General features: G+C 72.4%; 20 protein-coding genes. 14 read left to right on the top strand and 6 right to left on the bottom strand.

Annotation, left to right across the window (positions count from 1 at the left end):
- Positions 1-67: 67 nt before the first annotated feature.
- Both BUR99_RS12460 and BUR99_RS12455 read left to right on the top strand, forming a co-directional pair.
- Positions 68-922, top strand: a complete 855-nt coding sequence (locus tag BUR99_RS12460; RefSeq protein ID WP_143231623.1) for a hypothetical protein — start codon at positions 68-70, stop codon at positions 920-922.
- The gene (locus tag BUR99_RS12455; protein ID WP_074260675.1) at positions 919-1,695 is read left to right on the top strand and encodes a hypothetical protein; all 777 of its coding nucleotides are present in this window, start codon (positions 919-921) and stop codon (positions 1,693-1,695) included. The genes BUR99_RS12460 and BUR99_RS12455 overlap by 4 nt, the downstream gene beginning before the upstream one ends.
- 16 nt (positions 1,696-1,711) lie before the next feature.
- On the opposite strand, the gene BUR99_RS12450 is transcribed toward BUR99_RS12455, so the two are convergent.
- The gene (locus BUR99_RS12450; RefSeq protein ID WP_074260674.1) at positions 1,712-2,518 is read right to left on the bottom strand and encodes an LLM class F420-dependent oxidoreductase; all 807 of its coding nucleotides are present in this window, start codon (positions 2,516-2,518) and stop codon (positions 1,712-1,714) included.
- Positions 2,519-2,608: 90 nt separating this feature from the next.
- On the opposite strand from BUR99_RS12450, the gene BUR99_RS12445 reads away from it, so the two are divergent.
- The 4 genes from BUR99_RS12445 to BUR99_RS12430 all read left to right on the top strand — a co-directional run bounded on the left by BUR99_RS12445 (position 2,609) and on the right by BUR99_RS12430 (position 4,829).
- Positions 2,609-3,046 carry an Lrp/AsnC family transcriptional regulator gene (locus BUR99_RS12445; protein ID WP_056655238.1) on the top strand — a complete coding sequence of 146 codons (438 nt, stop codon included), beginning with the start codon at positions 2,609-2,611 and terminating at the stop codon, positions 3,044-3,046.
- Positions 3,047-3,080: 34 nt separating this feature from the next.
- Positions 3,081-3,443 (top strand): GntR family transcriptional regulator, encoded by a 363-nt coding sequence (locus BUR99_RS12440; protein ID WP_074260673.1) that lies wholly within the window; start codon positions 3,081-3,083, stop codon positions 3,441-3,443.
- Positions 3,444-3,504: 61 nt separating this feature from the next.
- Positions 3,505-4,467, top strand: a complete 963-nt coding sequence (locus BUR99_RS12435; RefSeq protein WP_074260672.1) for a hypothetical protein — start codon at positions 3,505-3,507, stop codon at positions 4,465-4,467.
- Positions 4,467-4,829, top strand: a complete 363-nt coding sequence (locus tag BUR99_RS12430; protein ID WP_074260671.1) for a GntR family transcriptional regulator — start codon at positions 4,467-4,469, stop codon at positions 4,827-4,829. The genes BUR99_RS12435 and BUR99_RS12430 overlap by 1 nt, the downstream gene beginning before the upstream one ends.
- 9 nt (positions 4,830-4,838) lie before the next feature.
- Here the strand turns inward: BUR99_RS12430 and rimK are convergent, their stop codons facing one another.
- A complete protein-coding gene (gene rimK, locus BUR99_RS12425; protein WP_056006453.1) occupies positions 4,839-6,029 on the bottom strand; it encodes a 30S ribosomal protein S6--L-glutamate ligase in 1,191 nt (396 codons plus the stop codon).
- 25 nt (positions 6,030-6,054) lie between these two features.
- Between rimK and BUR99_RS12420 the strand changes: the two genes are divergently transcribed.
- Together BUR99_RS12420 and BUR99_RS12415 are read left to right on the top strand one after the other, a co-directional pair.
- The gene (locus tag BUR99_RS12420) at positions 6,055-6,546 is read left to right on the top strand and encodes an ATP-dependent zinc protease family protein (protein WP_074260670.1); all 492 of its coding nucleotides are present in this window, start codon (positions 6,055-6,057) and stop codon (positions 6,544-6,546) included.
- On the top strand, positions 6,543-7,583 hold the full coding sequence (locus BUR99_RS12415) for a hypothetical protein (protein ID WP_143231622.1): 1,041 nt from the start codon (positions 6,543-6,545) through the stop codon (positions 7,581-7,583). The genes BUR99_RS12420 and BUR99_RS12415 overlap by 4 nt, the downstream gene beginning before the upstream one ends.
- A gap of 22 nt (positions 7,584-7,605) precedes the next feature.
- On the opposite strand, the gene BUR99_RS12410 is transcribed toward BUR99_RS12415, so the two are convergent.
- Positions 7,606-11,268, bottom strand: coding sequence for a proline dehydrogenase family protein (locus BUR99_RS12410; RefSeq protein WP_074260668.1), 3,663 nt, complete (start codon positions 11,266-11,268; stop codon positions 7,606-7,608).
- Between the two features lie 154 nt (positions 11,269-11,422).
- Between BUR99_RS12410 and BUR99_RS12405 the strand changes: the two genes are divergently transcribed.
- Positions 11,423-12,346 (top strand): LysR family transcriptional regulator, encoded by a 924-nt coding sequence (locus BUR99_RS12405; RefSeq protein WP_074260667.1) that lies wholly within the window; start codon positions 11,423-11,425, stop codon positions 12,344-12,346.
- Between the two features lie 25 nt (positions 12,347-12,371).
- Positions 12,372-12,773, top strand: a complete 402-nt coding sequence (locus BUR99_RS12400; protein ID WP_074260666.1) for an META domain-containing protein — start codon at positions 12,372-12,374, stop codon at positions 12,771-12,773.
- Positions 12,774-12,794: 21 nt separating this feature from the next.
- Here BUR99_RS12400 and BUR99_RS12395 read toward each other — a convergent pair whose 3' ends face one another.
- Together BUR99_RS12395 and BUR99_RS12390 are read right to left on the bottom strand one after the other, a co-directional pair.
- Entirely contained in the window at positions 12,795-13,619 is an 825-nt protein-coding gene (locus BUR99_RS12395; protein ID WP_074260665.1) for an aldose epimerase family protein, read from the bottom strand.
- Entirely contained in the window at positions 13,619-16,951 is a 3,333-nt protein-coding gene (locus BUR99_RS12390; protein WP_074260664.1) for a DUF5107 domain-containing protein, read from the bottom strand. The genes BUR99_RS12395 and BUR99_RS12390 overlap by 1 nt, the downstream gene beginning before the upstream one ends.
- 91 nt (positions 16,952-17,042) lie before the next feature.
- Here BUR99_RS12390 and BUR99_RS12385 point away from each other — a divergent pair, with 91 nt between their 5' ends.
- Entirely contained in the window at positions 17,043-17,909 is an 867-nt protein-coding gene (locus BUR99_RS12385) for an AraC family transcriptional regulator (RefSeq protein ID WP_074261023.1), read from the top strand.
- Positions 17,910-17,922: 13 nt separating this feature from the next.
- Here BUR99_RS12385 and BUR99_RS12380 read toward each other — a convergent pair whose 3' ends face one another.
- Positions 17,923-18,915, bottom strand: a complete 993-nt coding sequence (locus BUR99_RS12380) for a helix-turn-helix transcriptional regulator (protein WP_074260663.1) — start codon at positions 18,913-18,915, stop codon at positions 17,923-17,925.
- A 60-nt stretch (positions 18,916-18,975) separates the two neighbouring features.
- Here BUR99_RS12380 and BUR99_RS12375 point away from each other — a divergent pair, with 60 nt between their 5' ends.
- The 3 genes from BUR99_RS12375 (at position 18,976) to BUR99_RS12365 (ending at position 22,476) form a co-directional block, all read left to right on the top strand.
- A complete protein-coding gene (locus BUR99_RS12375; protein ID WP_200802724.1) occupies positions 18,976-19,953 on the top strand; it encodes an ATP-binding cassette domain-containing protein in 978 nt (325 codons plus the stop codon).
- 31 nt (positions 19,954-19,984) lie between these two features.
- Positions 19,985-20,767: an ABC transporter permease gene (locus BUR99_RS12370; RefSeq protein WP_074260662.1), complete on the top strand. Its 783-nt coding sequence runs from the start codon at positions 19,985-19,987 to the stop codon at positions 20,765-20,767.
- A gap of 65 nt (positions 20,768-20,832) precedes the next feature.
- Positions 20,833-22,476, top strand: a complete 1,644-nt coding sequence (locus BUR99_RS12365) for a phytoene desaturase family protein (RefSeq protein ID WP_074260661.1) — start codon at positions 20,833-20,835, stop codon at positions 22,474-22,476.
- The last annotated feature ends 21 nt before the right edge of the window (positions 22,477-22,497 follow it).

Below are 22,497 nucleotides of genomic sequence, written 5' to 3'. Positions count from 1 at the left end.
AGGCATGCTGAAATCGACCCGGACTCGCGCGACCAGACGCCCCCGGGGCGGAGCGACGGAGACCGGCATGACTGACGTGGACGACCGATCCGGCGCCGACTTCCCCGTTCTCGATGCCGCAGCGGCGGATGCCACCGCCGACGCCGCCGCGCGCATCAGCCGACTGCAGCGCCTCGCGTTCGGCGCCGACGCCCCGGAGGCGGAGCGGTACGCCGCCGCCGCCGAGCTCGAGCGGCTGCGACGAGCCGCGGCGGATGCCGCGGCGGATGCCGCGGCGACGCGCGACGAGCTCGCGGCCGTCGCCACCGGCCTCGCGGCCGGGCCGGCGCACGATGAGCGCCCCGAGGACGGGTCGGACCCGTCGACGGCCGTCGCGCCGCCCGCGCCGTCGACGGATGCCCGCGGCATCCGCTGGGCGATCGCGGCCGGTGCCGTCGCGCTCGTGCTCGGCCTGGGCATCGGGTGGCAGCTCGGCGCCCGTTCCGAGATCGCGCCGAGGGAGACCGCGTCGACGGCGGTGCCGGAGGCCCCGGCCGCGACGGCGGTGCCCGCCACGACCGTGCAACTCGCCGAGACCTCGATGCCGGGCGCGCTCGCCCGCCCGGCCGTCGAATCCGACGCGCTCGACCCCGCCTGGGAGCGGACGTACGGAATCGACCTGTCGAGCGCGCGCCGACTCCTCAGCCTGCCTGACGGGCTCACGGTCGTCGGAGCGCTCCGAGACGGCGACGTCTGCCTGATCGCGAGCTACGCCCCCGGCGACGGTGCGCCGGCCTGTTCCACGTACGGCATCGTCAACAGCGAGGGCCTCCGCACGGCGGTCACGAGCGAGACGACGGCGATGACCGTGCGATGGCGAACCGACGGCACCGTGGAACTGTCGCCGGCCGCCGCAGACGACGACGCGGGGAGCGCGAAATGACCGCCGATCGCATCGCCGAGCTCGAGCGGATCGTGTACGGATCCGGCACGAGCGACCAGGAGCGCGAGGATGCCGCCCGCGAGTTGCTCGAGTTGCGTGAGGTGCCGGCGACGGCCGGAGGCGATGACTCGGCAGGCGCAGCGGCCGAAGCGGCCGAGACGGCCGGCCCTGATGCAGACGGCGCCGACCCGGCCGCCGGTCCGAAGACCGACGAGTCCGCCACCGCCGACCCCCGCCGCCGAGTGCGACGGGTGATCATCGCTGCGACCGCTGCCCTCGTCGTGGGCGTGCTCGCCGGGTGGCAGCTCGGGGCCCGCGGGGCCGAGCAGCAGGCGGAGCTCGCCGCCGCTGTCGGCTCGGTCTTCCCGGGCCCGCGAACGCAGGCCGAGTACCTCGCATCCTTCCCGGTCGCGGCCGAGTCCCCCGCGGCGACGGTGTTCGACCGGCCGGCCACGACGGCCGACGCGCCCGCGAACCCGTGGACGGACGCCATCGGCGAGAAGCCCGCCGAGTACCGCCTTCTGGCGACGCGAGCCGACGGGGTACCCGTCTACGCGGCCCGTGACGGCTCCGACTACTGCCTGCTCGTCGTGATGAACGAGGGTGGTGCGGGCTCGACCTGCACCGAGGACGGCCGCTTCCCACCCGAAGGGCTGCGCATCGGCGTGGGCGTGGACGGCGAACCGGGCGCGACCATCGACGTGGCATGGCGACCCGACGGGTCGCTCACGGTGCTGGTGCCGCCCGTCGAGGGGGCGATCTCGGCCCGGTAGCTCGCGCCCCTGGCGCTCAGCCGTTCTTCGCGTCGCGCCAGGCGAGCCAGCGCCGCACCGGGGCGAGGTCGTAGGCCGGGCCGCCGATGCCGATCGTGAACAGTCGCACGCCGGCGGCGAAGAGCGCCTCGGCGTGCTCGACGTCGTGGCCCGCCCGGTCGAGTTCGTTCGAGACGGTGATCTCCGAGACATCGCGTCCGACCTCGTCGCCCCATCGGGCGAGCACGTCGAGCTTGTGCCGAAGCTCGTCGGGCGCGACGAAGGAGTGCCAGATGTCGGCGTGCCGGGCGACGATGCGCAGCGTCTTCTGCTCGCCCTTGCCGCCGATCATGACCGGGATGCGCCGGGTCGGCGCGGGGTTCAGCTTCGCCCAGCGGGCCTCGATGCGCGGCAGCGCGTCGGCGAGCGCGTTCAGGCGCGAGCCGCGCGTTCCGAACTCGTAGCCGTACTCGTCGTAGTCGCGCTCGAACCAGCCCGACCCGGTGCCGAAGATGAACCGGCCCGTGCCGCCGCCCTTCGCGCTGATGTGGTCGAGGGTGCGCGCCATGTCGGCCTGGAGGTCGGCACCGCGGTACGAGTTGCAGTTCACGAGCGTGCCGAACTCGATGCGCTCGGTCTGCTCGGCCCAGGCGCCGAGCATGGTCCAGGCCTCGAAGTGCAGGCCGTCGGGGTCGCCCGTGAGCGGGAAGAAGTGGTCCCAGTTGAAGACCACGTCGACGCCGAGTTCCTCGAGGCGCAGGACGGTGTCGCGGATGGCGGGATACTCGGCGTGCTGCGGCTGCACCTGCACGGCCAGACGCACGGGGGAATCGAAAAAGGGCATCCCTCCACCCTAGGGCGGGATTCCGCGCGAGGCGCAGGAAATGTGCGCCATGTCGTGCGGGAACGCAACGGATCGACATACAATCCGAGAATGGACAACCTCGATCGCGCCATTCTCGATCTGCTCCGGCAGAACTCTCGGGCGGGGTACGGCGACATCGGATCGTCGGTCGGCCTCTCGGCCTCGGCCGTCAAGCGACGCGTCGACCGGCTCGTCGCCGACGGGGTCATCCGCTCGTTCACCATCCAGGTCGACCCGACCGTCGACGGCATGTCGACCGAGGCCTACGTCGAGCTCTTCTGCCGCGGCACCGTGGCACCCGACGAGCTCCAGCGCATCCTGCAGGGCGTGCCCGAGGTGGTCTACGCGGGCACCGTCACCGGCAGCGCCGACGCGATCGTGCACATGCGCGCCCGCGACATCGCCTCGCTCGAGGACGCGCTCGAGCGGGTGCGCATCGCCCCGAACGTCGACCACACCCGCAGCGCGATCGTGCTCTCGCGGCTCGTCAACCGCAACCGGGACTGAACATGACGGATGCCGCGGGCGCGGAGCGGCGCGCATGAAGCTGTCGATCGACCCCGCCGCATCCGCTCCGCCGTTCGAGCAGCTGCGCCGTCAGGTGATCGACGCCGTGAGCGACGGGACGCTCGCGCCCGGCACGCGGATGCCGACCGTGCGTGCGCTCGCGGCCGAGCTCGGACTCGCCGTGAACACCGTCGCCAAGGCGTACCGCGCGCTCGAAGACGATCGTGTGATCGAGGGGCGCGGGCGTGCCGGTACCTTCGTCTCCGAAACGGGCGATGCGGTGACGCGCGAGGCGCAGGCGGCGGCCATCGCGTTCGCCGACCGGGTGCATCGCCTCGGCATCGACCGTGACACGGCGCTCGCGCTGATCGGGTCGGCGCTCGACGCCGAGCGCTGATCGGACGACGCCGGCCGGGGCCCGGTTGACGGGGCGAAGTTTGTAGTAATACATTAACCCCATGTCTCTCGAATGGCCCGAATGGTTCATGCTCGGCTGGCTGGCACTCGTCGCGGTGATCGCGGTGCTGACGCCGACCTGGATGCCTCGACCGCGCACGATCGGCAGGTTCGCCCGAACGGTCGGCCTGCCGCTCGACGGCGACGAGGAACTCGAGCGAGCCGTCGGCGAGCGGCTCCGCTTGCGCGCGGGATGGGGCACGCTCGGCACGCTCGTCGGCATCGCCGCCTGCGTGCCGATCGTGCTGAGCGGCGCCCTCACGACGCACAGCGAGTGGGGAGTCAGCATCGCACCGTTCGCATGGATCGTGCTCCTCGGCGTGCTCTTCGCCGGACGCGGCATCGGCGTCGCGATCTCGATCCTGCCCGCTCCGCCAGAGGTCCGACGCCACGGTCCCCGCATCGCGCGGCTCCCCCGTCCGACCGTCGCCGACTACGTCGCCCCGATCGAGCGGGCCGGGGCGAGGGTCCTCGTCGCCATCGGCGCCCTGCTCGCGGTGGGCGTCGGCTTCATGCCGATCGAGATCGGACCGAAGCTGCTCGTCGGCGCAGCGACGCTCGGCGCCATCGCGGTGCTCGTCGCCGTCGAGCTGGTCTCCGCCGCGCTCGTGGCCCGCCCCCAGCCGGCCGTCAGCGAGCAGCTGCTCCGGTGGGACGATGCGCTCCGGGCCCAGACGCTCCGCGACCTGGTATCGGTGCCGCTCATGTTCGGCACGCTCGCGGTGTTCGCCGCGGCTGTGACGGGCCTCACCTGGGCGGGCTCGCTCGGCGACGCCGGCCTGGTCACCGTGAACGTGGTGGGCAACCTGCTGATCGCCGCGTCGCTCGTCGTGCTCGCGTTCTCGATCGCGCTCAAGCCCGCCCGGTACTACCTCAAGCGACTGTGGCCCGCGCAGTACGCCGACACGCAGCCGCCCGCGTACGGCTCGACGACGCCGGCTCCGCCCGCTCCCGAGGGCGCGTGATGCTGCTCGAACTGGACCCCGAGTCCTCCGTTCCGCCGTACGAACAGCTCCGGCGGGCGGTCATCGACGGCGTGCGCGACGGCACCCTCGTCGCAGGCACGCGGCTGCCACCCGTGCGCACCCTCGCCGCCGAGCTCGGGCTCGCGGCGAACACCGTCGCCCGCGCCTACCGCGAGCTCGAGCGCGACGCAGTCATCGAGACGCGCGGTCGCAACGGTTCGTTCGTCTCGGCCACAGGAGACGCGCCAGAGCAGCAGGCGCAGCTCGCGGCATCCGCCTATGCCGATCGCGTCGCCCAGCTCGGCCTCGACCCGGAGCAGGCGCTCAGGATCGTGCGCACCGCGCTGCAGGGCCGGGCCTGAACGCCCGGCTCACTCCTCGGGGATCGGCTGCTTCGGGAGCTTGCGCACCTTCGAGCGGCGGCGGCGGCGCTCGGGGATCATCGAGCGCATCTCCTCGAGCTTGCCGAAGCACAGCAGTCGGTCTTCGCCCTCGAGCACGACGCCCTTGCGCGGGTTCGGGATCACGGTCGTGCCGCGGTGCAGCGTGAGCACCGTGATGTCGCGCTCCCAGAGGCCGGATTCGCCGAGCGTCGTGCCGACGAGGTCGGCGCCGCCGTGCACCATGAGCTCGGCCACGCCGTAGCCGGTCGAGACCGTGAGGCGCTGGCGCACGTCGATCTCGGGGAAGGCGACCTGGTTGGCGATGTGATCGATGATGGCGCCCGCGACATCGAGCTTCGTCGCGGTCTCGATGCCCTCGAGGCCCGGCGAGGAGTTGACCTCCATCACGAGCGGGCCGTCGTCGCCCTCGAGCATGTCGACGCCCGCGACGCGCAGGCCCATGATCTGCGCCGAGCGCACGGCCGCCTGCTCGTACTCGGGCGTCAGTTCGACCGCCTCGACCGTGCCGCCGCGGTGCACGTTGGAGCGGAACTCGTCGCCGCTCGCACTGCGCCGCATCGCCGCGACCACGCGGTCGCCGACGACGAGGGCCCGGATGTCGCGACCCCGGCTCTCCTTGATGAAGCGCTGGATCAGCACGTTCTGCTTCGTCGAGTGCAGCGTCTCGATGATCGCCTCGGCGACCTTGACCTCGGGCGCGAGGATCACGCCGATGCCCTGCGTGCCCTCGAGCAGCTTGATGACGACCGGCGCTCCCCCGACGCGCTCGATCGCGGGCCGCACGTCGGCGCGGTTGCGCACGAACGCCGTCGCGGGCATGCCGATGTTGTGGCGCGAGAGGATCTGGTTCGCGCGCAGCTTGTCGCGCGAGTTCGTGATGCCGTTCGCGGTGTTCGGCGTGTACACGTCCATCTGCTCGAACTGGCGCACCACGGCCGTGCCGAAGTACGTCACCGAATTGCCGATGCGGGGCAGCACGGCGTCGTAGTCGGAGAGCCGACGACCCCGGTACTGCAGGTCGGGCTCGGGCCCCGAGAGGTCGATCGCGAAGCGCAGGGTGTCGAGCACCTTGACCTCGTGACCGCGCTGTTGAGCGGCCGTGCGGAGCCGTTGGGTGGAATACGCCTGCGGGGCGCGCGAGAGGATCGCCAGTTTCATCGTGTGCCCCTGCGAAGATGGTGGAGTGACAGAGCCCACCTATTCAAACACCATCGCGGGATGGCGCGAATGGGTGAGCCTGCCCGGAGCCGGAGTTCCCTGGATCAAGGCCAAGCTCGACACGGGTGCGCGCACCTCCTCGCTGCACGCCTTCGACCTCGAAGAGGTGCGGCACGGCGACGAGTCGATCGTGCGGTTCGGCGTGCACCCGTGGCAGAACTCCGATGAGGACGCGGTGATCGTCGAATGCCCCGTGCACGATCGCCGCTCGGTGCGGAGTTCCTCGGGGCACACCGAGGAGCGCATCGTCGTGCTCATGGACGTCGTGCTCATGGGCCGCACGATGACGGCCGAGGTGACGCTCACGAACCGCGACGAGATGGGCTTCCGCATGCTCATCGGGCGCGAGGCGCTGCGGCAGGGCTTCATCGTCGACTCGGCGCGCTCGTTCGTCGGCGGGCGTGCGCCACGAGGCATCCGACGCCGCAATCGCGGCCGCACCGCAGCGCGGGCTTGAGCCGAACCCGCCGGGGCGCCGGCACGACGACCGCTCCCGCCGTGGTCGAGACCGCCACCGCCCGCGCCCCGCGCCGGCGGCGGCTCGTGGGCAGTCCGCTCGCGTGGGCGGCCCTCTGCCTCGCACTGGCCGTGCCGTGGGCGCTCGCCGGCCAGGCGATGGAGCTGATCCCGTACCTGCTCATGCTCGTCGGGGGCTGGCTGTGCGGCTTCTCGTTCGTCAACGCGACGTTCCGCATGACGCCGGTACGGCGCGGGGTGGCCGTGCACGTGATCGGTGCGGTCGTGTCGGCGGCGCTGGTCGTGAGCGCCGTCGAATACGGCGGCCCGCTCCTCGCCAACGCGCCGGAGTGGGCGCGCATCTCGCTCGTGATCGTGCAGTTCGCGGCGATCCCCGCGGCGGGCTGGATCTGGCTCGGCCTGATCGGGCGGGTCTCCGCCGCCGTGGGCACGTCGAAGGCGACGCCCGCGCCGGCCGCGCCCGAGTGGGTGCGTGCCGAGCACGGGCACGGCTCCGAGGTGCGGTTCTCGGCCGTGCCGATCGCGATGCGCACGCTCACCACGGCCATCGTCGTGATCGTCGTGGTGATGGGCGGCCTCGCCGGGCTGGCGCTCGTCGCCGCCGGCGACCTCGTGTACGCCCTCGGAGCCCGGCTCACGATCATCGTCATCGGGGTCGTCTTCGCACTGCCCGCGTACTTCGCGTTCCTGACCGTCGTGCGACGACGCACCGTCTCGTGCACGGTCGGGTTCGGGAACGATCGGCTGTGGCTCCGCACCGGGCCGACGACGACGATCGTGGCGTTCCGCGATCTCGAGCAGCTCGTCTGGCGGCGCAGCAGCGACGCCGCGCGAGTCGAGGTGCGCGGCGCCGGCGTCGACGTGTCACTCGTCACCGGCCTGGCCAAGCCGGCGCCGGGCGCCACCGCCGAGCTCCCCGCACTGCCGCGGCGCGTGCTCGGCCGATTGCAGGACGAAGGGTTCGCGCTCGCGCGTTCGCGACGCGGCGAGGTCCTGACGTTCCGACGCGCCGGCTGAGCCGACGCGCCGGGTCACGCCGTCAGATCACGCCGTCGGAGAGCGTCGTCGGGTTGCCGAAGCGGTGGTTCGTGATCGAGATCGCCTGCTCGTGCAGGAACGGCAGCAGCTCGACGCGACCCGAGGGCGTGACGGGGTGCGACCACACCGCGACATCCGGAGTGCCGCCGAGCGCCTCGGCCAGGGCGGATGCCCCGCCGCCGACCAGACGCACGCGCGACGTCGCGATGCCCTGCTTCGCTGCGCGACCGAGCCAGGCGGCGTCGCCCTCGCGCACCACCCGGAAGTCGCGCGCCGAGAGCAGCGTGCGCACGCCCTTCGGCAGTTCGACCGCGGTCGAGACCATGAGGGGCGACTTCGCGAGGAGGCCCGCCGCGATGACGCGGAGCCCTTCGGCGAGGCTCGCCTGCTCGCCGATGCGCACCGTGACCGCCAGCGGCCGGTAGCGGAAGAGGTTGCGTTCGGCGCCGACGCCCGAGACATCCTTGACGACGCCGTACTCCTCGGCCCAGGCGAGCTCGTCGGAGAGCGCCGAACGACGCAGCACGTCGAACGAGTCGTAGTCGAGCGCCGGCTGCGACGCCTCGATGAGCTCGGCGACGCGCTTCTCGAGCCCGCGCAGGTGCAGCGTGCTCGAGGAGGTGCCGTGCTGCGGCAGCCACTCGCCGAGGCCGAACAGGTAGTTCGGGCCGCCCGCCTTCGCGCCCGCGCCGACGGCCGAGCGCTTCCAGCCGCCGAACGGCTGACGCTCGACGATCGCTCCGGTGATGCCGCGGTTGACGTACAGGTTGCCGGCTTCGACGCGATCGAGCCACGTGGCGAGCTCGCCCGCATCGAGCGAGTGCAGCCCGGCCGTCAGGCCGTAGTCGACGGCGTTCTGCAGTCGGATCGCCTCGTCGAGGTCCTTCGCGTGCATGATGCCGAGCACGGGGCCGAAGAACTCGGTGAGGTGGAAGTACGAACCGCCGGCGACGCCCGAGCGGATGCCGGGCGACCAGAGCCGGCCGGTGTCGTCGAGCTGCTGCGGCTCGACGAGCCACTCCTCGCCGATGCCGAGCTGGGTGAGGGCGTGCAGCAGCTTGCCGCCCGCGGGCTCGACGATCGGGCCCATCTGGCTCGTCGCCTGCTCGGGCCAGCCGACCCGCAGCGAACGCGTCGCGTCGACGAGCTGGCGGCGGAAGCGCTCGGACTTCGCGACCGAGCCGACGAGGATCACGAGCGAGGCCGCCGAGCACTTCTGGCCGGCGTGCCCGAAGGCGCTCTTGACGACATCGGATGCCGCGAGGTCGAGGTCGGCCGACGGCGTCACGATGATCGCGTTCTTGCCGCTCGTCTCGGCGAGCAGCGGCAGGTCCTTGCGGAACGAGCGGAAGAGCTGCGCCGTCTCGTACGCACCCGTGAGGATGACCCGGTCGACCGCGGGGTGGGAGACGAGCTCCTTGCCGAGTTCGCGCTCGCCGATGTCGACGAGGGTGAGGAGCTCGCGCGGGATGCCGGCCTCCCACAGCGCCTCGACCATGACCGCGCCCGAGCGCTGCGCGAGCTTCGCGGGCTTGATGATGACGCCCGAGCCCGCGGCGAGTGCGGAGAGCACGCCGCCTGCGGGGATCGCGACGGGGAAGTTCCACGGCGGCGTGATGACGGTGAGCTTCGACGGCACGAAGACGGCGCCCTGCACGTGGTCGAGCTCGCGGGCGCGCTCGGCGTAGTAGTGCGCGAAGTCGATCGCCTCGCTGATCTCGGGGTCGGCCTCGGCGATGGTCTTGCCGGTCTCGGCGGCCATGACCTCGATCAGGCGGTCGCGGTTCGCGGCGAGCGCGTAGCCGGCGCGGTGCAGCACGGCCGCCCGCTCGGCGCCGGGCAGCTGACCCCACGCGCGGCCGCGGCCGGCGACGGTCTGGATGACCCGCTCGAGGGTCGCCGCGTCGTCGACGCGGGCCGCGGCGATCGTGTTCATGCCGAGGGTCGAGCCGGGCACGCGCTCGAGGATGCGGCGCCCCCACTCGCGGTTCGGCGCGAGGGCGGGGTCGGTGTCGGGCTCGTTGCGGAAGCCCGGCGTGACGCCGGAGCCCATCAGGCTGGTTGAGCCTGTCGAAGCCGAGCCCGTCGAAACCGATGCCGCGGGATCCGTCAGCTCGGAGCCGTCTGTGCCGACGGACCCGCGGGTGATGCCGAGCACGACGCTCGTGAGCGACGGGTCGAGCTCGTGCTCGGTGCCGGGCGCCGGGGCATCCGGCACGGTCATCGCGGCGGCGAGCGTCTCGTCGGTCCACTCGGTGTGACGGTTCTGGGTGCGGTTCGGCGCGGGCGCATCGACGACCGACGGCTCGAGTGCGGCGAGCGAGGCGAGGTAGCGGGCCTGCTCGCGCTGGAACAGCGGCTCGCTCGTGGTCAGCTCGAACACGGCCGACATGAAGTTCTCCTGGCTCGCGTTCTCTTCGAGGCGACGGATCAGGTAGGCGATGGCGACGTCGAACTCGCTCGGGTTCACGACGGGCGTGTAGAGCAGCAGGTTGCCGACATCGCGGCGCACGGCCTCGGCCTGACCGGTCGCCATGCCGAGCAGCATCTCGAACTCGACGCGGTCGGCGACGTTGCGCTCGATCGCGGTGAGCCACGCGTGCGCGACGTCGAACAGGTTGTGGCCGGCGACGCCGAGCTTCACGGCGTCGGTGCGCTCGGGGGTCATCGACCAGTCGAGCACGCGCTTGTAGTTCGTGTCGGAGTCCTGCTTGGAGTCGTAGGTCGCGAGCGGCCAGCCGTGCACGGCGGCGTCGACGTGCTCCATCGCGAGGTTCGCGCCCTTGACGACGCGCACCTTGATGGGTGCGCCGCCCTGCGCGCGACGGTTCTTCGCCCACGCGGTGAGCTCCTGCATCGCGCCGAGCGCGTCGGGCAGGTAGGTCTGCAGCACGATGCCGGCCTCGAGGCCGCGCAGCTGCGGCTGGTCGAGCAGGGTCGTGAAGACCGCGATCGTCAGGTCGAGGTCGCGGTACTCCTCCATGTCGAGGTTGATGAACTTGCCCCTGCCGGCTGAGCCTGTCGAAGCCTTGGCTGCGAGCTCGTAGAGCGGGGTGAGCTTCGTGACGACCTTGGCGACGGCCTCGTCGAACGACCACATCGAGAGCTGGCTGACGACGCTCGAGACCTTGATCGACACGTAGTCGACGTCGTCGCGGGCGAGGAACTCGTAGGTGCCCGAGAGGCGGCGGTCGGCCTCCTCCTCGCCGAGCACGGCCTCGCCGAGGAGGTTGAGGTTCAGGCGGTTGCCCGACTCGCGCAGGGTCGCGATGGCCGGACCGAGCTTCTCGGGGGTCGCGTCGAGCACGAGGTGGCCGACCATGGCGCGCAGCACCCGGCGGGCGATCGGGATGACGATCCACGGCAGCACGGGCGCGACGACACCGCCGACGCGGATGGCGGCCTTCAGGTACCAGGGCAGGAACTTCGGCGTGAGCTTGGCGACCTGCTCGAGGTTGCGGCCCGCGACGCCGAGGTCTTCGGGCCGCATGACGCCGTCGACGAAGCCGACGGTGAAGTCGAGGCCGCGCGGATCCTTCAGCACGCCGGCGAGGCGCTCGGCGGCCGGGTCTGCGGGGTGCTCCGAGCTCTCGGCGAGCCAGCGGCGCACGAGGGCGACGACGTGATCGGTGTTCGGCCGGGCGTCTGTGGCGGCGTTCGACATGGTCACGAGGGTACTGTCCTTTGCTTCGGGCGCGCCGGGGATCGCGCGCCTGTCGGGTTCAGTATGCGCTGCGACATCCGTTCGGTAAAGCGAATGAATCTGAACGATACTGTTCGGAAGAACCGAATGATCAGCGGATGCCCCGGAGGTGCCCATGCTCGACGTGCGACGCCTGCGACTGCTCGTGGAGCTCAGCGACCGCGGCACGCTCTCGGCGGTCGCCGAAGCGCTCTCGTACAGCCCCTCCTCGGTGTCGCAGCAGCTCAGCCAGCTCGAGCGCGAGGCCGGCGTGCCGCTGCTCGTGCAGGTCGGGCGCCGCGTGCAGCTGACCCCGCAGGCCGAGGTGCTCGTCGGGCACGCCCGCGCCGTGCTCGACCGGCTCGAGGAGGCCGAATCCGAGGTCGCCCGCTCGCTCACCGCGGTCGGCGGCACCGTGCGCATCGCCGTGTTCCAGTCGGCGGCGCACGCCGTGGTGCCGCAGGCGCTCACCCTGCTGCGCGCCGAGCACCCCGCCCTGCGGGTCGAGGTCACCGAGCGCGAGCCCGACGTCGGGCTCTTCGAGGTCTCGGCGCGCGACTTCGACCTCGTGATCGCCGAGCAGTACCCGGGGCACACGCGTGCGCACCGCGAGGAGCTCGACCGCGTGCACCTCGTCGCCGATGCGATCCGGCTCGCGCTGCCGCCGCATCCGTCATCACGTCGTGTCGCGGCATCCGATCGCTCGCTGCTCGCCGCCGCGACGATGCCCTGGGTGCTCGAGCCCGAGGGCACCGCTTCGCGCGACTGGGCCGAGCAGCTCTGCCGCGAGGCGGGGTTCGAACCCGATGTGCGCTTCGAGACCGCCGACCTGATGGCCCACATCCGCCTCATCCGCTCGGGCAACGCCGTCGGGCTCCTCCCCGATCTCGTGTGGGCGGGCGAGGCGCCGAGCGTCACGCTCGTCGACCTGCCGGGGCATCCCGAGCGCGAGGTGTTCACCTCGACGCGGCACGCCGCTGCGGCACGACCGGCCGTCGTCGCCTGCCGCGACGCCCTCGCCCGGGCGGCACGCGCGACCGCGACGCCTTCGGCTCGCTGACGCCGCCGATCGATACGCTGTGCCCATGTCACGCACCCTGCAGCGCCTCGCACTGTCCGGCACGATCCTGCTCGCGGCGACGATGCTGAGCGCCTGTGCCGGCAACCCCGGCGCCGCCGGAACCGAAACCGCCGAGGCCGTCGACCCCGTCGGCACCTGGGGAGACGTCTCGACGACGAGTGAGCCCTCGCTCGCGTTCGGCAACGGCGGCTCGCTGAGCGGCACCGACGGCTGCAACCGCCTGGTCGGCAGCTGGACCGCCGAGGGCGACACCGTGACGTTCGTCGAGGTCGCGTCGACGCGCATGCTGTGCGAGGGCGTCGACCCGTGGCTCTCAGCGCTCGCGACCGCCACGATCTCCGGCGACACGCTGACCGTCTTCGACGAGTCGGGCGAGGAGATCGGCACGCTGCCGCGCACGGCGTAGTCCGCCGCCCATCGACAGCGGTCAGGCGGCAGGTTCGTCGACCGAGAACTCCAGCCACCACCGCAGCGGATGCCCCGGGCGCACGACGGGAAGCTCGTCCTCGACGGCCGAGGCTGCGTCGCGACGCCCCGTCGTCGGCTCGATCGCGACGACCGGCTGATCGGCGAACATGCCCGTGTCCCAGAACAGGCCGAGGTGCGGCAGGACGTCGGCGTCCCAGCGCAGGGTCAGCCCCTGCCCGTCGGCGTGCTCGATCCGCGCACGGTCCTGCCCGCTGGCGAACGCCTTCAGCGCCCCGCTGACGCCGTCGATCCCGCCGCCGCCGGGCCAGGCCACCGGCGACCCCGACTCCGGGTGCTCCCCCACCAGCGGCGTCTCCGGGTCGCCCGCGACGAGGCGCGTGCCCGGAGGCGCCGCGAACAGCGGATGCGCCGCCCACAGGAGCGGCACCCCGACGTCGCCGGTCGCGGTGGCGACGTACTCGGCGCGAAGGCGGCCCGCCGCAACCGTGAGCGTGCGCGCGATCTGCACGGGAACGCTGCGGAGCGAGACCACCGCGGTCGACATCGACGGCCCCGACGAGACCGCCGTCCACTCGAGTCGCCAGGCATCGCCGTGGTCGGGCAGTCGCGTGCCGTCGGCCATGGTGCACGCGGCCACCGTCGGGACGACCTCGTCCCACCCGCCGGTGCCGGATCCGGTGAAGTCGCCCGCCGGGTCGCGGGGCGGCGACGGGGCGAGCCATTCACGGCCCGCGGCCACGAGACTCGTGATGCGGGCGCCGTCGAGCGGATCGAACTCGACGGCGACCAGATCACGGCCGCGCCCCGCGGCGATCCCGACCATCAGGTCGGACTCGCGCTGAGGCCGGCGAGACGTCTGCGGAGGTCCTCGACCTCGCGATCCCGCGCCTGCTGCACGTCGTCGTGGAAGAGCAGCATCGTCGGCAACGACGTCGCGAAGTAGTCGATCGTCGCGGGGGTGGCCGCGAGCTCGTCGATGAACGCGCCGAACGCCGTGAGCTGCTCGTCGGCCTCCTCGTCGCGCCCGAGCGCGCGCAGGGCTCGGATCGAGAACTCCGACTGCGCGCTGAACGCCTGGGTGGTCATGTTGAGGAAGTCGCCGGCCGAGGCGGCGGCACGCTGCCACGCGGCCTCGGCGGCGGGCAGATCACCGCTCAGTTCGGCGGCGCAGCCGAGCAGCCAGAGGAGCTCGGCGCAGTTGGCGAGCGGATGCCGCGCCTCGCCGAGCGACGCGGGGGGCTCGAGTGCGCTCCGAATGAAGTCGGCGGCGGCCGGGCCGTCGAGCTCGTCGAGCGCTGCCGTGGCGAGCGCCACGTTCGCCTCGTCCCACGCCGCGAGCGCCTGGCCCTCGCCGCCCTCCCACGGCTGGAACCGGCGGTCGAGCAACCGCTCGCGGGCGACGGCCGGGCGGCCGAGCGCCGTGAGCAGGCGGGCGTGCACGATGCCGAGGTCGTCGCGCTCGGCGATGAGGTGCGCATCGGCCTCCTGCCGGGCGAGACGTTCGAGCGGGCTGCGGCCGACCCGGGCCAGCAGCTGGTCGAGCTCGAAGAACAGCTTCGCGTCGTCGGGCGCGAGCGCACGGGCGGCCTCGAAGTGCGACACCGCGAGATCGGGGTCGCCGAGCACGTTGAACACGGCGATGCCGAGGTTGCGGTGGGCGACGACGCGAACGCGCCCCGAGGCCTCGGATCCGACGCACCGGGACCACGCCACGATCGCATCGTGATGACGACGACGGTCGTAGTACCAGTTGCCGAGCATGAGGGAGGCGCGGTGATCGGCCGCGTCGGCGTCGAGGGCGAGCCGCAGCACACCGACGTCGTCGAGACGCGCGGCATACCCGTTCCGTTCGGGGTTGCCGGCGGCTGCGCGACGCGCCGCTGCGGCCGCCTCGGGCTCGCCGAGGCGATCGAGCACCGCAGCGCGGTGGTAGTCGACGAGCGTGCCCACCTGCACCTGGCCGCTCGGCGCCGACGGCGCGGCTTCGCGCGCCAGGTCGAGGAGCCGGAGCGCCTCGCGGTCGGCCCCCACGCCGGCGTACTCCAGTGCCACGTCGAGGAGGATCCCTGCGTCACGGGTGAGCGGTCCGCCCGCGAGATCACGCGCCCACTGGTCGAGCGGGTCGTCGGCGAGCAGCCGCCGGAGGAGTGCTGCCGCCTCGGTCTCCCGGCCGGTGCGGCGCAGCACGAGCGCGAGCAGCGCTGCGGCCTGCGAGTGGCGGCCGTCGACGGCGAGCACCTCGCGGAGCGTCGATTCAGCGGCGGCGACGTCGCCGAGGCGCACCTGCAGACGACCGAGCGCGTACCCGGCGGCGGGCAGCCAGGCGGAGTTCCACATCGCCTTGGTGAGGGCGAGCGCCGCTTCGGTGTTCCGCCCGCGGCGGGCGAGGTTCACGCCGAGGCGGTAGTGGGCCTCGCCGTCGGCCGGGTTCGGCACCCACTGCGTCAGGCGGTCGATCGCGCTGCGGAGGTGGCGTTCGGCCTGCTCGTCATCGCCGATCCGTTCGAGTTCGGCGGCGAGGGCGACGTGCGAGCGGGTGTGCCCGGGGTCGCGCCGCAGCGCCTCCTCCCAGTAGGGCTCGGGACGGCGCGTCGCATGTCGGTACTGCCCGAGGTACTGGCCGATGAGGAACAGCTCCTCGACGGACCCGACCTCGGCGGGAGCCGGGGGTTCGACCGCCGCGCGAGGGAGCTCGGCCGAGGCATCCGCGGGTCGATGCCCGAACCGGATCAACTCGCGGCCGCCTGCCTCGGCGACGACCACCACGAGTTCGTCTGCGGCGCGTGCTCCGTCGAGATCGACGGCGGCGACGAACGCGGAGCCGGGGTCGACCGCCGCGCTCGTGGCGTGCACGACGGTGCCGGCGCGATCGCGGAGTTCGATCACGAGCCGCGCGTGCCGGCGGGTGGTGCCGACGCCGATCCGCACGCGGGTCCGCCCGTCCGCCTCGGCGACGTCGAGGCGTACGGCGGCCTCGGTGTTCGCCTGGTGCGCCGGTCCGATGGCCCGGATCGGGTACCAGTACTGGCTGAACGTCTTCGTCTCTCCGGGCGTGAGCCACGAGAAGTCGGGCTGGTTGTCGGTGTAGGCACCCGCCATGAGTTCGACGTAGGGGCCGTCGCCGTCGGTGAGGTTGTCGTCCCAGGCCCAGCCGAACGGCGCGTCGCCCCACGTCCACTGCTTCTTGCCCGGCGCGAACCGGTGGTCGGCGACGTAGACGAACCCGGCCTCCCTGCCGTGGTCGTAACCGCCGAAGAAGTCGTCGTCGGTGCCGAGGATCATGTACGACGTCGGCACCGGGATGTTGCGGTACCAGTCGAGGCGGTCGCCGTCGGGGCGATCGACGGTCACCTGGCCCGGGTAGTCGACGCCGTAGTACCGCCCGTCGACCTCGGGATAGCTGGCGATGGCGCGCTTGGCGTGGTCGGCGACGAAGTGCACGTCGGCCGGGAAGAAGGACTGGTAGTCGTCGTTCGAGGCCGCGGCCACGTTCGCCCACCAGAGGAAGGTCTGGGTGTCGTCGGTCCGGTTCGTCAGACGCACCTGCGCTTCGATGAGCGCCGAGCCGGGGCGCAGCCTGATGCCGTGCATGCCCTTCATGCGAGCGAACGGGTCGTGGTCGCTGCACCAGACCGTGACGGCGCCGTCGGCCTCGTGCTCGATCTCCCAGTCCGTCGGCAGGAACGTCGCGGGCCGGTGATGCTGCGGCCAGTTGAACTCCACTCCGCCCGAGATCCAGGGCCCCGCCAGTCCGACGAGTGCCGGCTTGATGACGTTGTTGCGGTAGAAGAAGTCGTAGTCGGCCGACTTGTCGTACCCGATGTGGATGCGGCCGCCGAGCTCGGGGAGGATCACCAGTCGCACCCACTCGTTCTCGAGATGGATCGCCTGCCATTCGTGCGGCACCTTCTGCTGCGAGATCTTCTCGTGGAACGGCAGCGGGTAGACCCGACCCGACGATCCCTGGTACACGCGGCGGTCGAGGAACGCCGGGTAGTCGGCGGGCTCCTCCGGCAGGTAGGTGTCGATGACGATCGGCTCGGCCCAAGCGGCGACGGATGCCTCGGCGAGGTGCGCCGGCACGTCGGGGAGCACGATCCTCGACTCGCGTTCGGGCGGTCGATCGCGCGTCAGGGGCGCCGCGTTGTTGAGCATACGACGACGATAGGCACTGCGGACAGCAGACTGTCAGCACGTTCTCTCGGAGGATCTGGACGAAACGATGATCCTGCGCCAGACTCGCGGCATGACGATCACCGAGGGCTTCCCCGGGCAGCGCATGCAGGTGCTGCCGCGACCGCGCGTGCTCGAGGCGTTGCGCCTGCCCGGGGTCGCGCATCTCGTCGTGACCGACTCGGGGTACTTCCCCGACGCCCGGGGCCACGGTCGAGTGCGGGCGTCGCCGATCGACGAGGCGGTCGTGATGCTGTGCGAGGCCGGGCGCGGCTGGTGCGAGACGAGCGGGGGCAGGTTCGACGTGACGGCCGGCGAGGTCGTGATCCTGCCGCCCGGGCATCCGCACGCCTACGGTGCCGACGAACGCGACCCCTGGACCATCTGGTGGCTGCACCTCAGGGGCCGCGACCTCGCCGAGTTCCTCGCCGCGGCGAACGTGAACGCCGAGCAGCCGGTGCGCACGATCTCGGAGCGGGCTCGGGTGTCCGGGCTCGCGAGTGAGGTGCTCACGTGGATGGAACGCGACTCGACCACGGCGAGCATCACCGCCGCGTCCGGTGCGGCCTGGCACCTCCTGTCGCTCCTCGTCGCCCGGCCCTCGTCGGGCGACGAGCGGAGCGACTCGATCGACGGGGCCGCCGAGTACCTGCGAGCGCACGTCGGCGAGCGCGTCGAGGTCGCCGAGCTCGCGCTGGCGGCCAACCTCAGCCCGTCGCATTTCGCGGCCCTGTTCCGGCAGCGTCTCGGCATGCCGGTGCTGCGCTACCAGACGCAGTTGCGCATGGCGAGGGCGCGCGAGCTCCTCGACCGCACGTCGCTGTCGATCGCGCAGATCTCGGAGCGGGTCGGCTACACCGACTCGTTCTACTTCGCGCGTCAGTTCCGCGCGACGCACGGCATGACGCCGACCGCGTACCGCGCGCAGCGCAAGGGTTGAGCGCGGCGACCGGTCACCCCCGAGCGGATGCCTCCGCGAAGCGCTCGGCCTGCATCGCGAGGAAGTCGAGCAGCTCGGGGGGCCCCTCGACCCGGTAGCGCACGCCCCGCGGCATCCACATGAGCGCCATCGAGAGGTTCTCGACCGAGTCGGCCTCGAGCGGCCAGGCGCAGTGGTCGGCGTCGACCGCCACGACGTCGCGGCCGTACCAGCCGAGGTGCTCGACGAGGTCCGCCTGCGGCATCTCGGCGACGACCGTGGCCTTCACGCTCCGGTCGCGCCAGCGCACCGCGGCCTCGACCCGCGCCCGGGCGTCGTCGTCGCCCATCGGCCGGGGCTCGAACCGCACCCGGGTCGGGAAGACGTCGCTCATGCGGTCGAGCCGGAAGGTACGCCAGTCCTCGCGTTGACGATCCCACGCGAGCAGGTACCAGCGCCGGGCGACGGGCACGAGCCGGTACGGCTCGACCACTCGAGCCGAGGCCTCCCCCGCGGCATCCGTGTAGGTGAAGCGCAGCCGCTCGGAGTCCCGGCAGCCGAGGGCGAGAAGGCCGAGCAGTTCGGAATCGACCTCGGGTGTCGGCCGGCCCGAGCGACCGGAGCCGGGCCCGCCCGCGCCCACCGCGGCGTGCGACTGCAGCGCCTCGATGCGCCGGCGCAGTGCGGGCGGCAGCACCTGCTCGATCTTCGCGAGGGCGCTGAGCGTCGTGTGCTCGGCGCCGCGCAGCCCGGCGGTCGCCTGGGAGCGGAGGCCGACCGCGATCGCGACCCCCTCGTCGTCGCTGAGCAGCAGCGGCGGCAGCCCGGTGCCGGCCTCGAGGCGGTAGCCGCCGGCCGAGCCGCGCGCCGACTCGATGCCGTAGCCGAGCTCGCGCAGGCGATCGACATCGCGCCGCAGCGTGCGGTCGGAGACGCCGAGCCGGTCGACGAGTTCGCGCGCCGACCAGTGCCGGTGGCTCTGCAGCAGGGAGAGCAGTTCGAGGGTTCGCGAGGTCGTTGCGGCCATGCTCCAAGTTTCCCATCCATGCGGACGGAAACTGACCGGATGCCTCGGAAGACTGCAGATATGACGAACCAGATGATCTCCGCTCAGGGCCTCACGAAGACGTTCCCCGCCAAGGGGAAGGTCGTCGAGGCCGTCCGTTCCGTCGACCTCGAGGTCGGCGCAGGCGAGCTCGTCGCCTTCCTCGGCCCGAACGGCGCCGGCAAGTCGACGACGCTCCGCATGCTCACCACGCTGCTGCCGCCGACGAGCGGCGAGGCGATCGTCGCCGGCTCCGACATCCGGCGCGATCCCGCCGGCGTGCGCCGCCGCATCGGCTACGTCGGGCAGGGCAGCTCTGGAGGGCACACCCAGCGCGTGCGCGACGAACTGCACGCCCAGGGCGCCTTCTACGGCATGGGCCGCCGCGAGACCCGGGCGCGCGCCGCCGAGCTCATCGACTCGCTCGAGCTCGGCCAGATCGCGGGCCGGCAGGTGCAGTCGCTCTCGGGCGGCCAGAAGCGCCGCCTCGACATCGCGCTCGGCCTCATCCACCGGCCCGAACTGCTGTTCCTCGACGAGCCGTCGACGGGCCTCGACCCGCACAGCCGTGCGAACCTCTGGGAGCACATCGTCGACCTCCGCCGCGAGACGGGCACGACGATCTTCCTCACCACGCACTACCTCGACGAGGCCGACCAGCTCGCCGAGCGCGTCATGGTCATGGACCACGGCCAGGTCATCGCGGACGACACGGCCTGGGCGCTCAAGGAGTCGCTCGCCGGCGACCGGGTGAGCCTCACCTTCGAGACGGCGTCGGATGCCGCGGCAGCCGCGGCCCGCATCGGCGGGGAGGCATCGGGGCAGTTCGTCACGGTGACCGCCCCCGGCGGCGACCGGGCGCTGCCCCGATACATCCGCTCGCTCGCCGATGCCGGGCTGGAGGTCGTCGCGGCGACGCATCGGCAGCCGACCCTCGACGACGTGTTCCTCGCCCTCACCGGGCGCACCCTCCGCGAGGAGGCGGCGCACGCCGAGGCATCCGAGCCCGTTCCCGCCTGATCACGACCGACGACACGAAGGAGCAACTCCCATGACCACCATCGACACCACCGCCCGCCCCACGGGCTTCATCCGCGACACCGCCTCGGTCTTCGTCCGCGAATCCCGACCCCTCGTACGCGATCCGTTCAGCGTGATGTTCTCGCTCGTGCAGCCGCTCGTGTTCCTCGGCCTGTTCGGCCCGCTGCTCATCGGCGCCTCGGGCGGTGACGCCGCCGGCACGCTGCAGTGGTTCGTGCCCGGCATCCTCGTGATGGTCGCGCTGTTCGGCACGGCCTCGACGGGCGCGAACCTGCTCTTCGAGATGCAGACGGGCTCGCACGAGCGCACGCTCGTGGCGCCGCTCTCGCGGAGCGCACTGCTCGTCGGCCGCGCCCTCAAGGAGGTCGTGCCACTCGTCGTCCAGGGCACGATCGTCGTGCTCGTCGCGGTGCCGTTCGGGTTCTCGCTCGACGTGCCCGGGCTCATCGCCGGCCTCGCGGTGCTCGCCGTCTTCGGCGTCGGTTTCGGCGCCCTGAGCTACTCGCTCGCGCTCGCCTGCCGCAACCGCGACTGGATGTTCTGGATGGTGCACCAGACGCTGCTGTTCCCGCTCATGATCCTCTCGGGCATGCTGCTGCCGCTCGAGGACGGCCCCGCGTGGATGCAGGTCGCCGCCGCGATCAACCCGCTGAGCTACCTCGTCGGCGCCGAGCGGGCGCTGCTCTCGGGCGACTTCGGCGCACCGGCGGTCGTCGGCGGCATCATCGCCGCAGCCGCGACCTGCGCGATCGGCATCGTGGTCGGCGTGCGGTCGATGAAGCGCGCGGCCTGAAACCGGGCCTGACGAGGGCGAGCGGATGCCCCATCCGCTCGCCCTCGCTCGTCTACGCTCGTGGGATGCCCCACGACGTCGTGATCCTCGGCGGTGGCCACAACGGCCTCACCGCAGCCGCCTACCTCGCCCGCGCCGGCAAGCGGGTGCTGCTGCTCGAGCGCAGCGACCACCTCGGCGGCGCCGCCGTCTCGGCCGACGCGTTCGAGGGCGTCGACGCGCGCCTCTCGCGCTACTCGTACCTCGTGAGCCTCCTGCCGCAGCGCATCATCGACGACCTCGGCCTCGACGTACGCCTCGTGCGGCGCCGCTTCTCGTCGTACACGCCCGACCCCGCCGACCCCACTCGCGGGCTGCTCGTCGACAACGAGGCCCCTTCGACAGGCTCAGGGAGCACGGCGGCCGCCTTCGCCCGGGTCGACGCCGAACCCGACGCCGCAGCGTGGCAGGCGTTCTACGCCGACACGGCTCGAGTGGCCGAGCGCCTCTTCCCGACGCTCACCGAGCCGCTGCCGACCCGTGACGAGGCGCGCGAGCTGGTCGGCGACGAGCGAGTGTGGCAGGAGTTCGTCGAGCGGCCGCTCGGCGAGGCGATCGACACCCGGTTCACGAGCGATCTCGTGCGCGGGGTCGTCGCGACCGACGGACTCATCGGCACGTTCACCGAGCTCGACGACCCCGCGCTCGATGCGAACCGCTGCTTCCTGTACCACGTGATCGGCGGCGGCACCGGCGATTGGGACGTGCCGGTCGGCGGCATGGGCGCCGTCACCGGCGAGCTCGCGCGGGCCGCCCGCGAGGCCGGCGCCGAGCTCGTCACGGGCGCCGAGGTCGTCGCGGTCGATCCGTCGGGCGCGGTGCGCTGGCGGCAGGGCGACGAGCCGAACGACCGGACGGCGGACGCCGACGTCGTGCTCGCGAACGTCGCACCGGCCGTGCTCGACCGGCTGCTCGAGGCTGGTGCGCAGGCGTCACCGGCGTCGCCGTCGGCCACCGGCGGCGTGCCCTCGGTCGTGCGCGAACGCCTGCGCCACCTGCATGCTCCCGAGGGCGCACAGGTGAAGGTGAACCTGCTGCTCACCCGGCTGCCGAGACTCCGCGACACGTCGGTCGCTCCCGAGGCCGCGTTCGCGGGCACGTTCCACATCAACGAACTCGAGTCACAGCTCGAGTCGGCCTACCGTACGGCCGCGCGCGGCGGCATCCCGTCGCCGCTCCCCTGCGAGATCTACTGCCACACCCTGAGCGACCCGTCGATCCTCTCCCCCGAGCTCGCGGCCTCCGGCACCCACACGCTGACCGTCTTCGGCCTGCACGTGCCGCACCGCCTGCTCGAGCGCTTCGGCAACGACGAGCTGCGGAGCCACCTGCAGTCGGCGGTGCTCGCCTCGCTCGACTCGGTGCTCGCCGAGCCGATCGAGGGCGTCATCGCGACGGATGCCTCGGGCCGCCCCTGCATCGAGACGAAGACGACCCTCGACCTCGAGGAGGCGCTCGCGATGCCGGGCGGCAACATCTTCCACGGCCCGCTGTCGTGGCCGTGGGCCGAGCCGGGTGCCTCCCTCTCGACGCCGGCCGAGCGCTGGGGCGTCGCCACCGCGCACCCGGGCATCCTGCTCTGCGGTTCGGGTGCGGTGCGCGGCGGAGCGGTCAGCGGCATCGGCGGCCACAACGCGGCGATGGCGGTGCTCGAGGCATCCGTCGCCTGAGGTCTCGGCTGCCGCCATGCC

It is taken from the genome of Agromyces cerinus subsp. cerinus (assembly GCF_900142065.1).
In the GTDB taxonomy this organism is placed as follows: domain Bacteria; phylum Actinomycetota; class Actinomycetes; order Actinomycetales; family Microbacteriaceae; genus Agromyces; species Agromyces cerinus.
This window is presented reverse-complemented; position numbering and strand designations above follow the sequence as displayed.

Excerpts from the sequence above, each read along its gene's own strand:
- BUR99_RS12460 (WP_143231623.1), top strand. The coding sequence starts at position 68 with ATGACTGACGTGGACGACCGATCCGGCGCCGACTTCCCCGTTCTCGAT.
- BUR99_RS12455 (WP_074260675.1), top strand. The coding sequence starts at position 919 with ATGACCGCCGATCGCATCGCCGAGCTCGAGCGGATCGTGTACGGATCC.
- BUR99_RS12450 (WP_074260674.1), bottom strand. The coding sequence starts at position 2,518 with ATGCCCTTTTTCGATTCCCCCGTGCGTCTGGCCGTGCAGGTGCAGCCG.
- BUR99_RS12445 (WP_056655238.1), top strand. The coding sequence starts at position 2,609 with ATGGACAACCTCGATCGCGCCATTCTCGATCTGCTCCGGCAGAACTCT.
- BUR99_RS12440 (WP_074260673.1), top strand. The coding sequence starts at position 3,081 with ATGAAGCTGTCGATCGACCCCGCCGCATCCGCTCCGCCGTTCGAGCAG.
- BUR99_RS12435 (WP_074260672.1), top strand. The coding sequence starts at position 3,505 with ATGTCTCTCGAATGGCCCGAATGGTTCATGCTCGGCTGGCTGGCACTC.
- BUR99_RS12430 (WP_074260671.1), top strand. The coding sequence starts at position 4,467 with ATGCTGCTCGAACTGGACCCCGAGTCCTCCGTTCCGCCGTACGAACAG.
- rimK (WP_056006453.1), bottom strand. The coding sequence starts at position 6,029 with ATGAAACTGGCGATCCTCTCGCGCGCCCCGCAGGCGTATTCCACCCAA.
- BUR99_RS12410 (WP_074260668.1), bottom strand. The coding sequence starts at position 11,268 with ATGTCGAACGCCGCCACAGACGCCCGGCCGAACACCGATCACGTCGTC.
- BUR99_RS12405 (WP_074260667.1), top strand. The coding sequence starts at position 11,423 with ATGCTCGACGTGCGACGCCTGCGACTGCTCGTGGAGCTCAGCGACCGC.
- BUR99_RS12400 (WP_074260666.1), top strand. The coding sequence starts at position 12,372 with ATGTCACGCACCCTGCAGCGCCTCGCACTGTCCGGCACGATCCTGCTC.
- BUR99_RS12395 (WP_074260665.1), bottom strand. The coding sequence starts at position 13,619 with ATGGTCGGGATCGCCGCGGGGCGCGGCCGTGATCTGGTCGCCGTCGAG.
- BUR99_RS12390 (WP_074260664.1), bottom strand. The coding sequence starts at position 16,951 with ATGCTCAACAACGCGGCGCCCCTGACGCGCGATCGACCGCCCGAACGC.
- BUR99_RS12385 (WP_074261023.1), top strand. The coding sequence starts at position 17,043 with ATGACGATCACCGAGGGCTTCCCCGGGCAGCGCATGCAGGTGCTGCCG.
- BUR99_RS12380 (WP_074260663.1), bottom strand. The coding sequence starts at position 18,915 with ATGGCCGCAACGACCTCGCGAACCCTCGAACTGCTCTCCCTGCTGCAG.
- BUR99_RS12375 (WP_200802724.1), top strand. The coding sequence starts at position 18,976 with ATGACGAACCAGATGATCTCCGCTCAGGGCCTCACGAAGACGTTCCCC.
- BUR99_RS12370 (WP_074260662.1), top strand. The coding sequence starts at position 19,985 with ATGACCACCATCGACACCACCGCCCGCCCCACGGGCTTCATCCGCGAC.
- BUR99_RS12365 (WP_074260661.1), top strand. The coding sequence starts at position 20,833 with ATGCCCCACGACGTCGTGATCCTCGGCGGTGGCCACAACGGCCTCACC.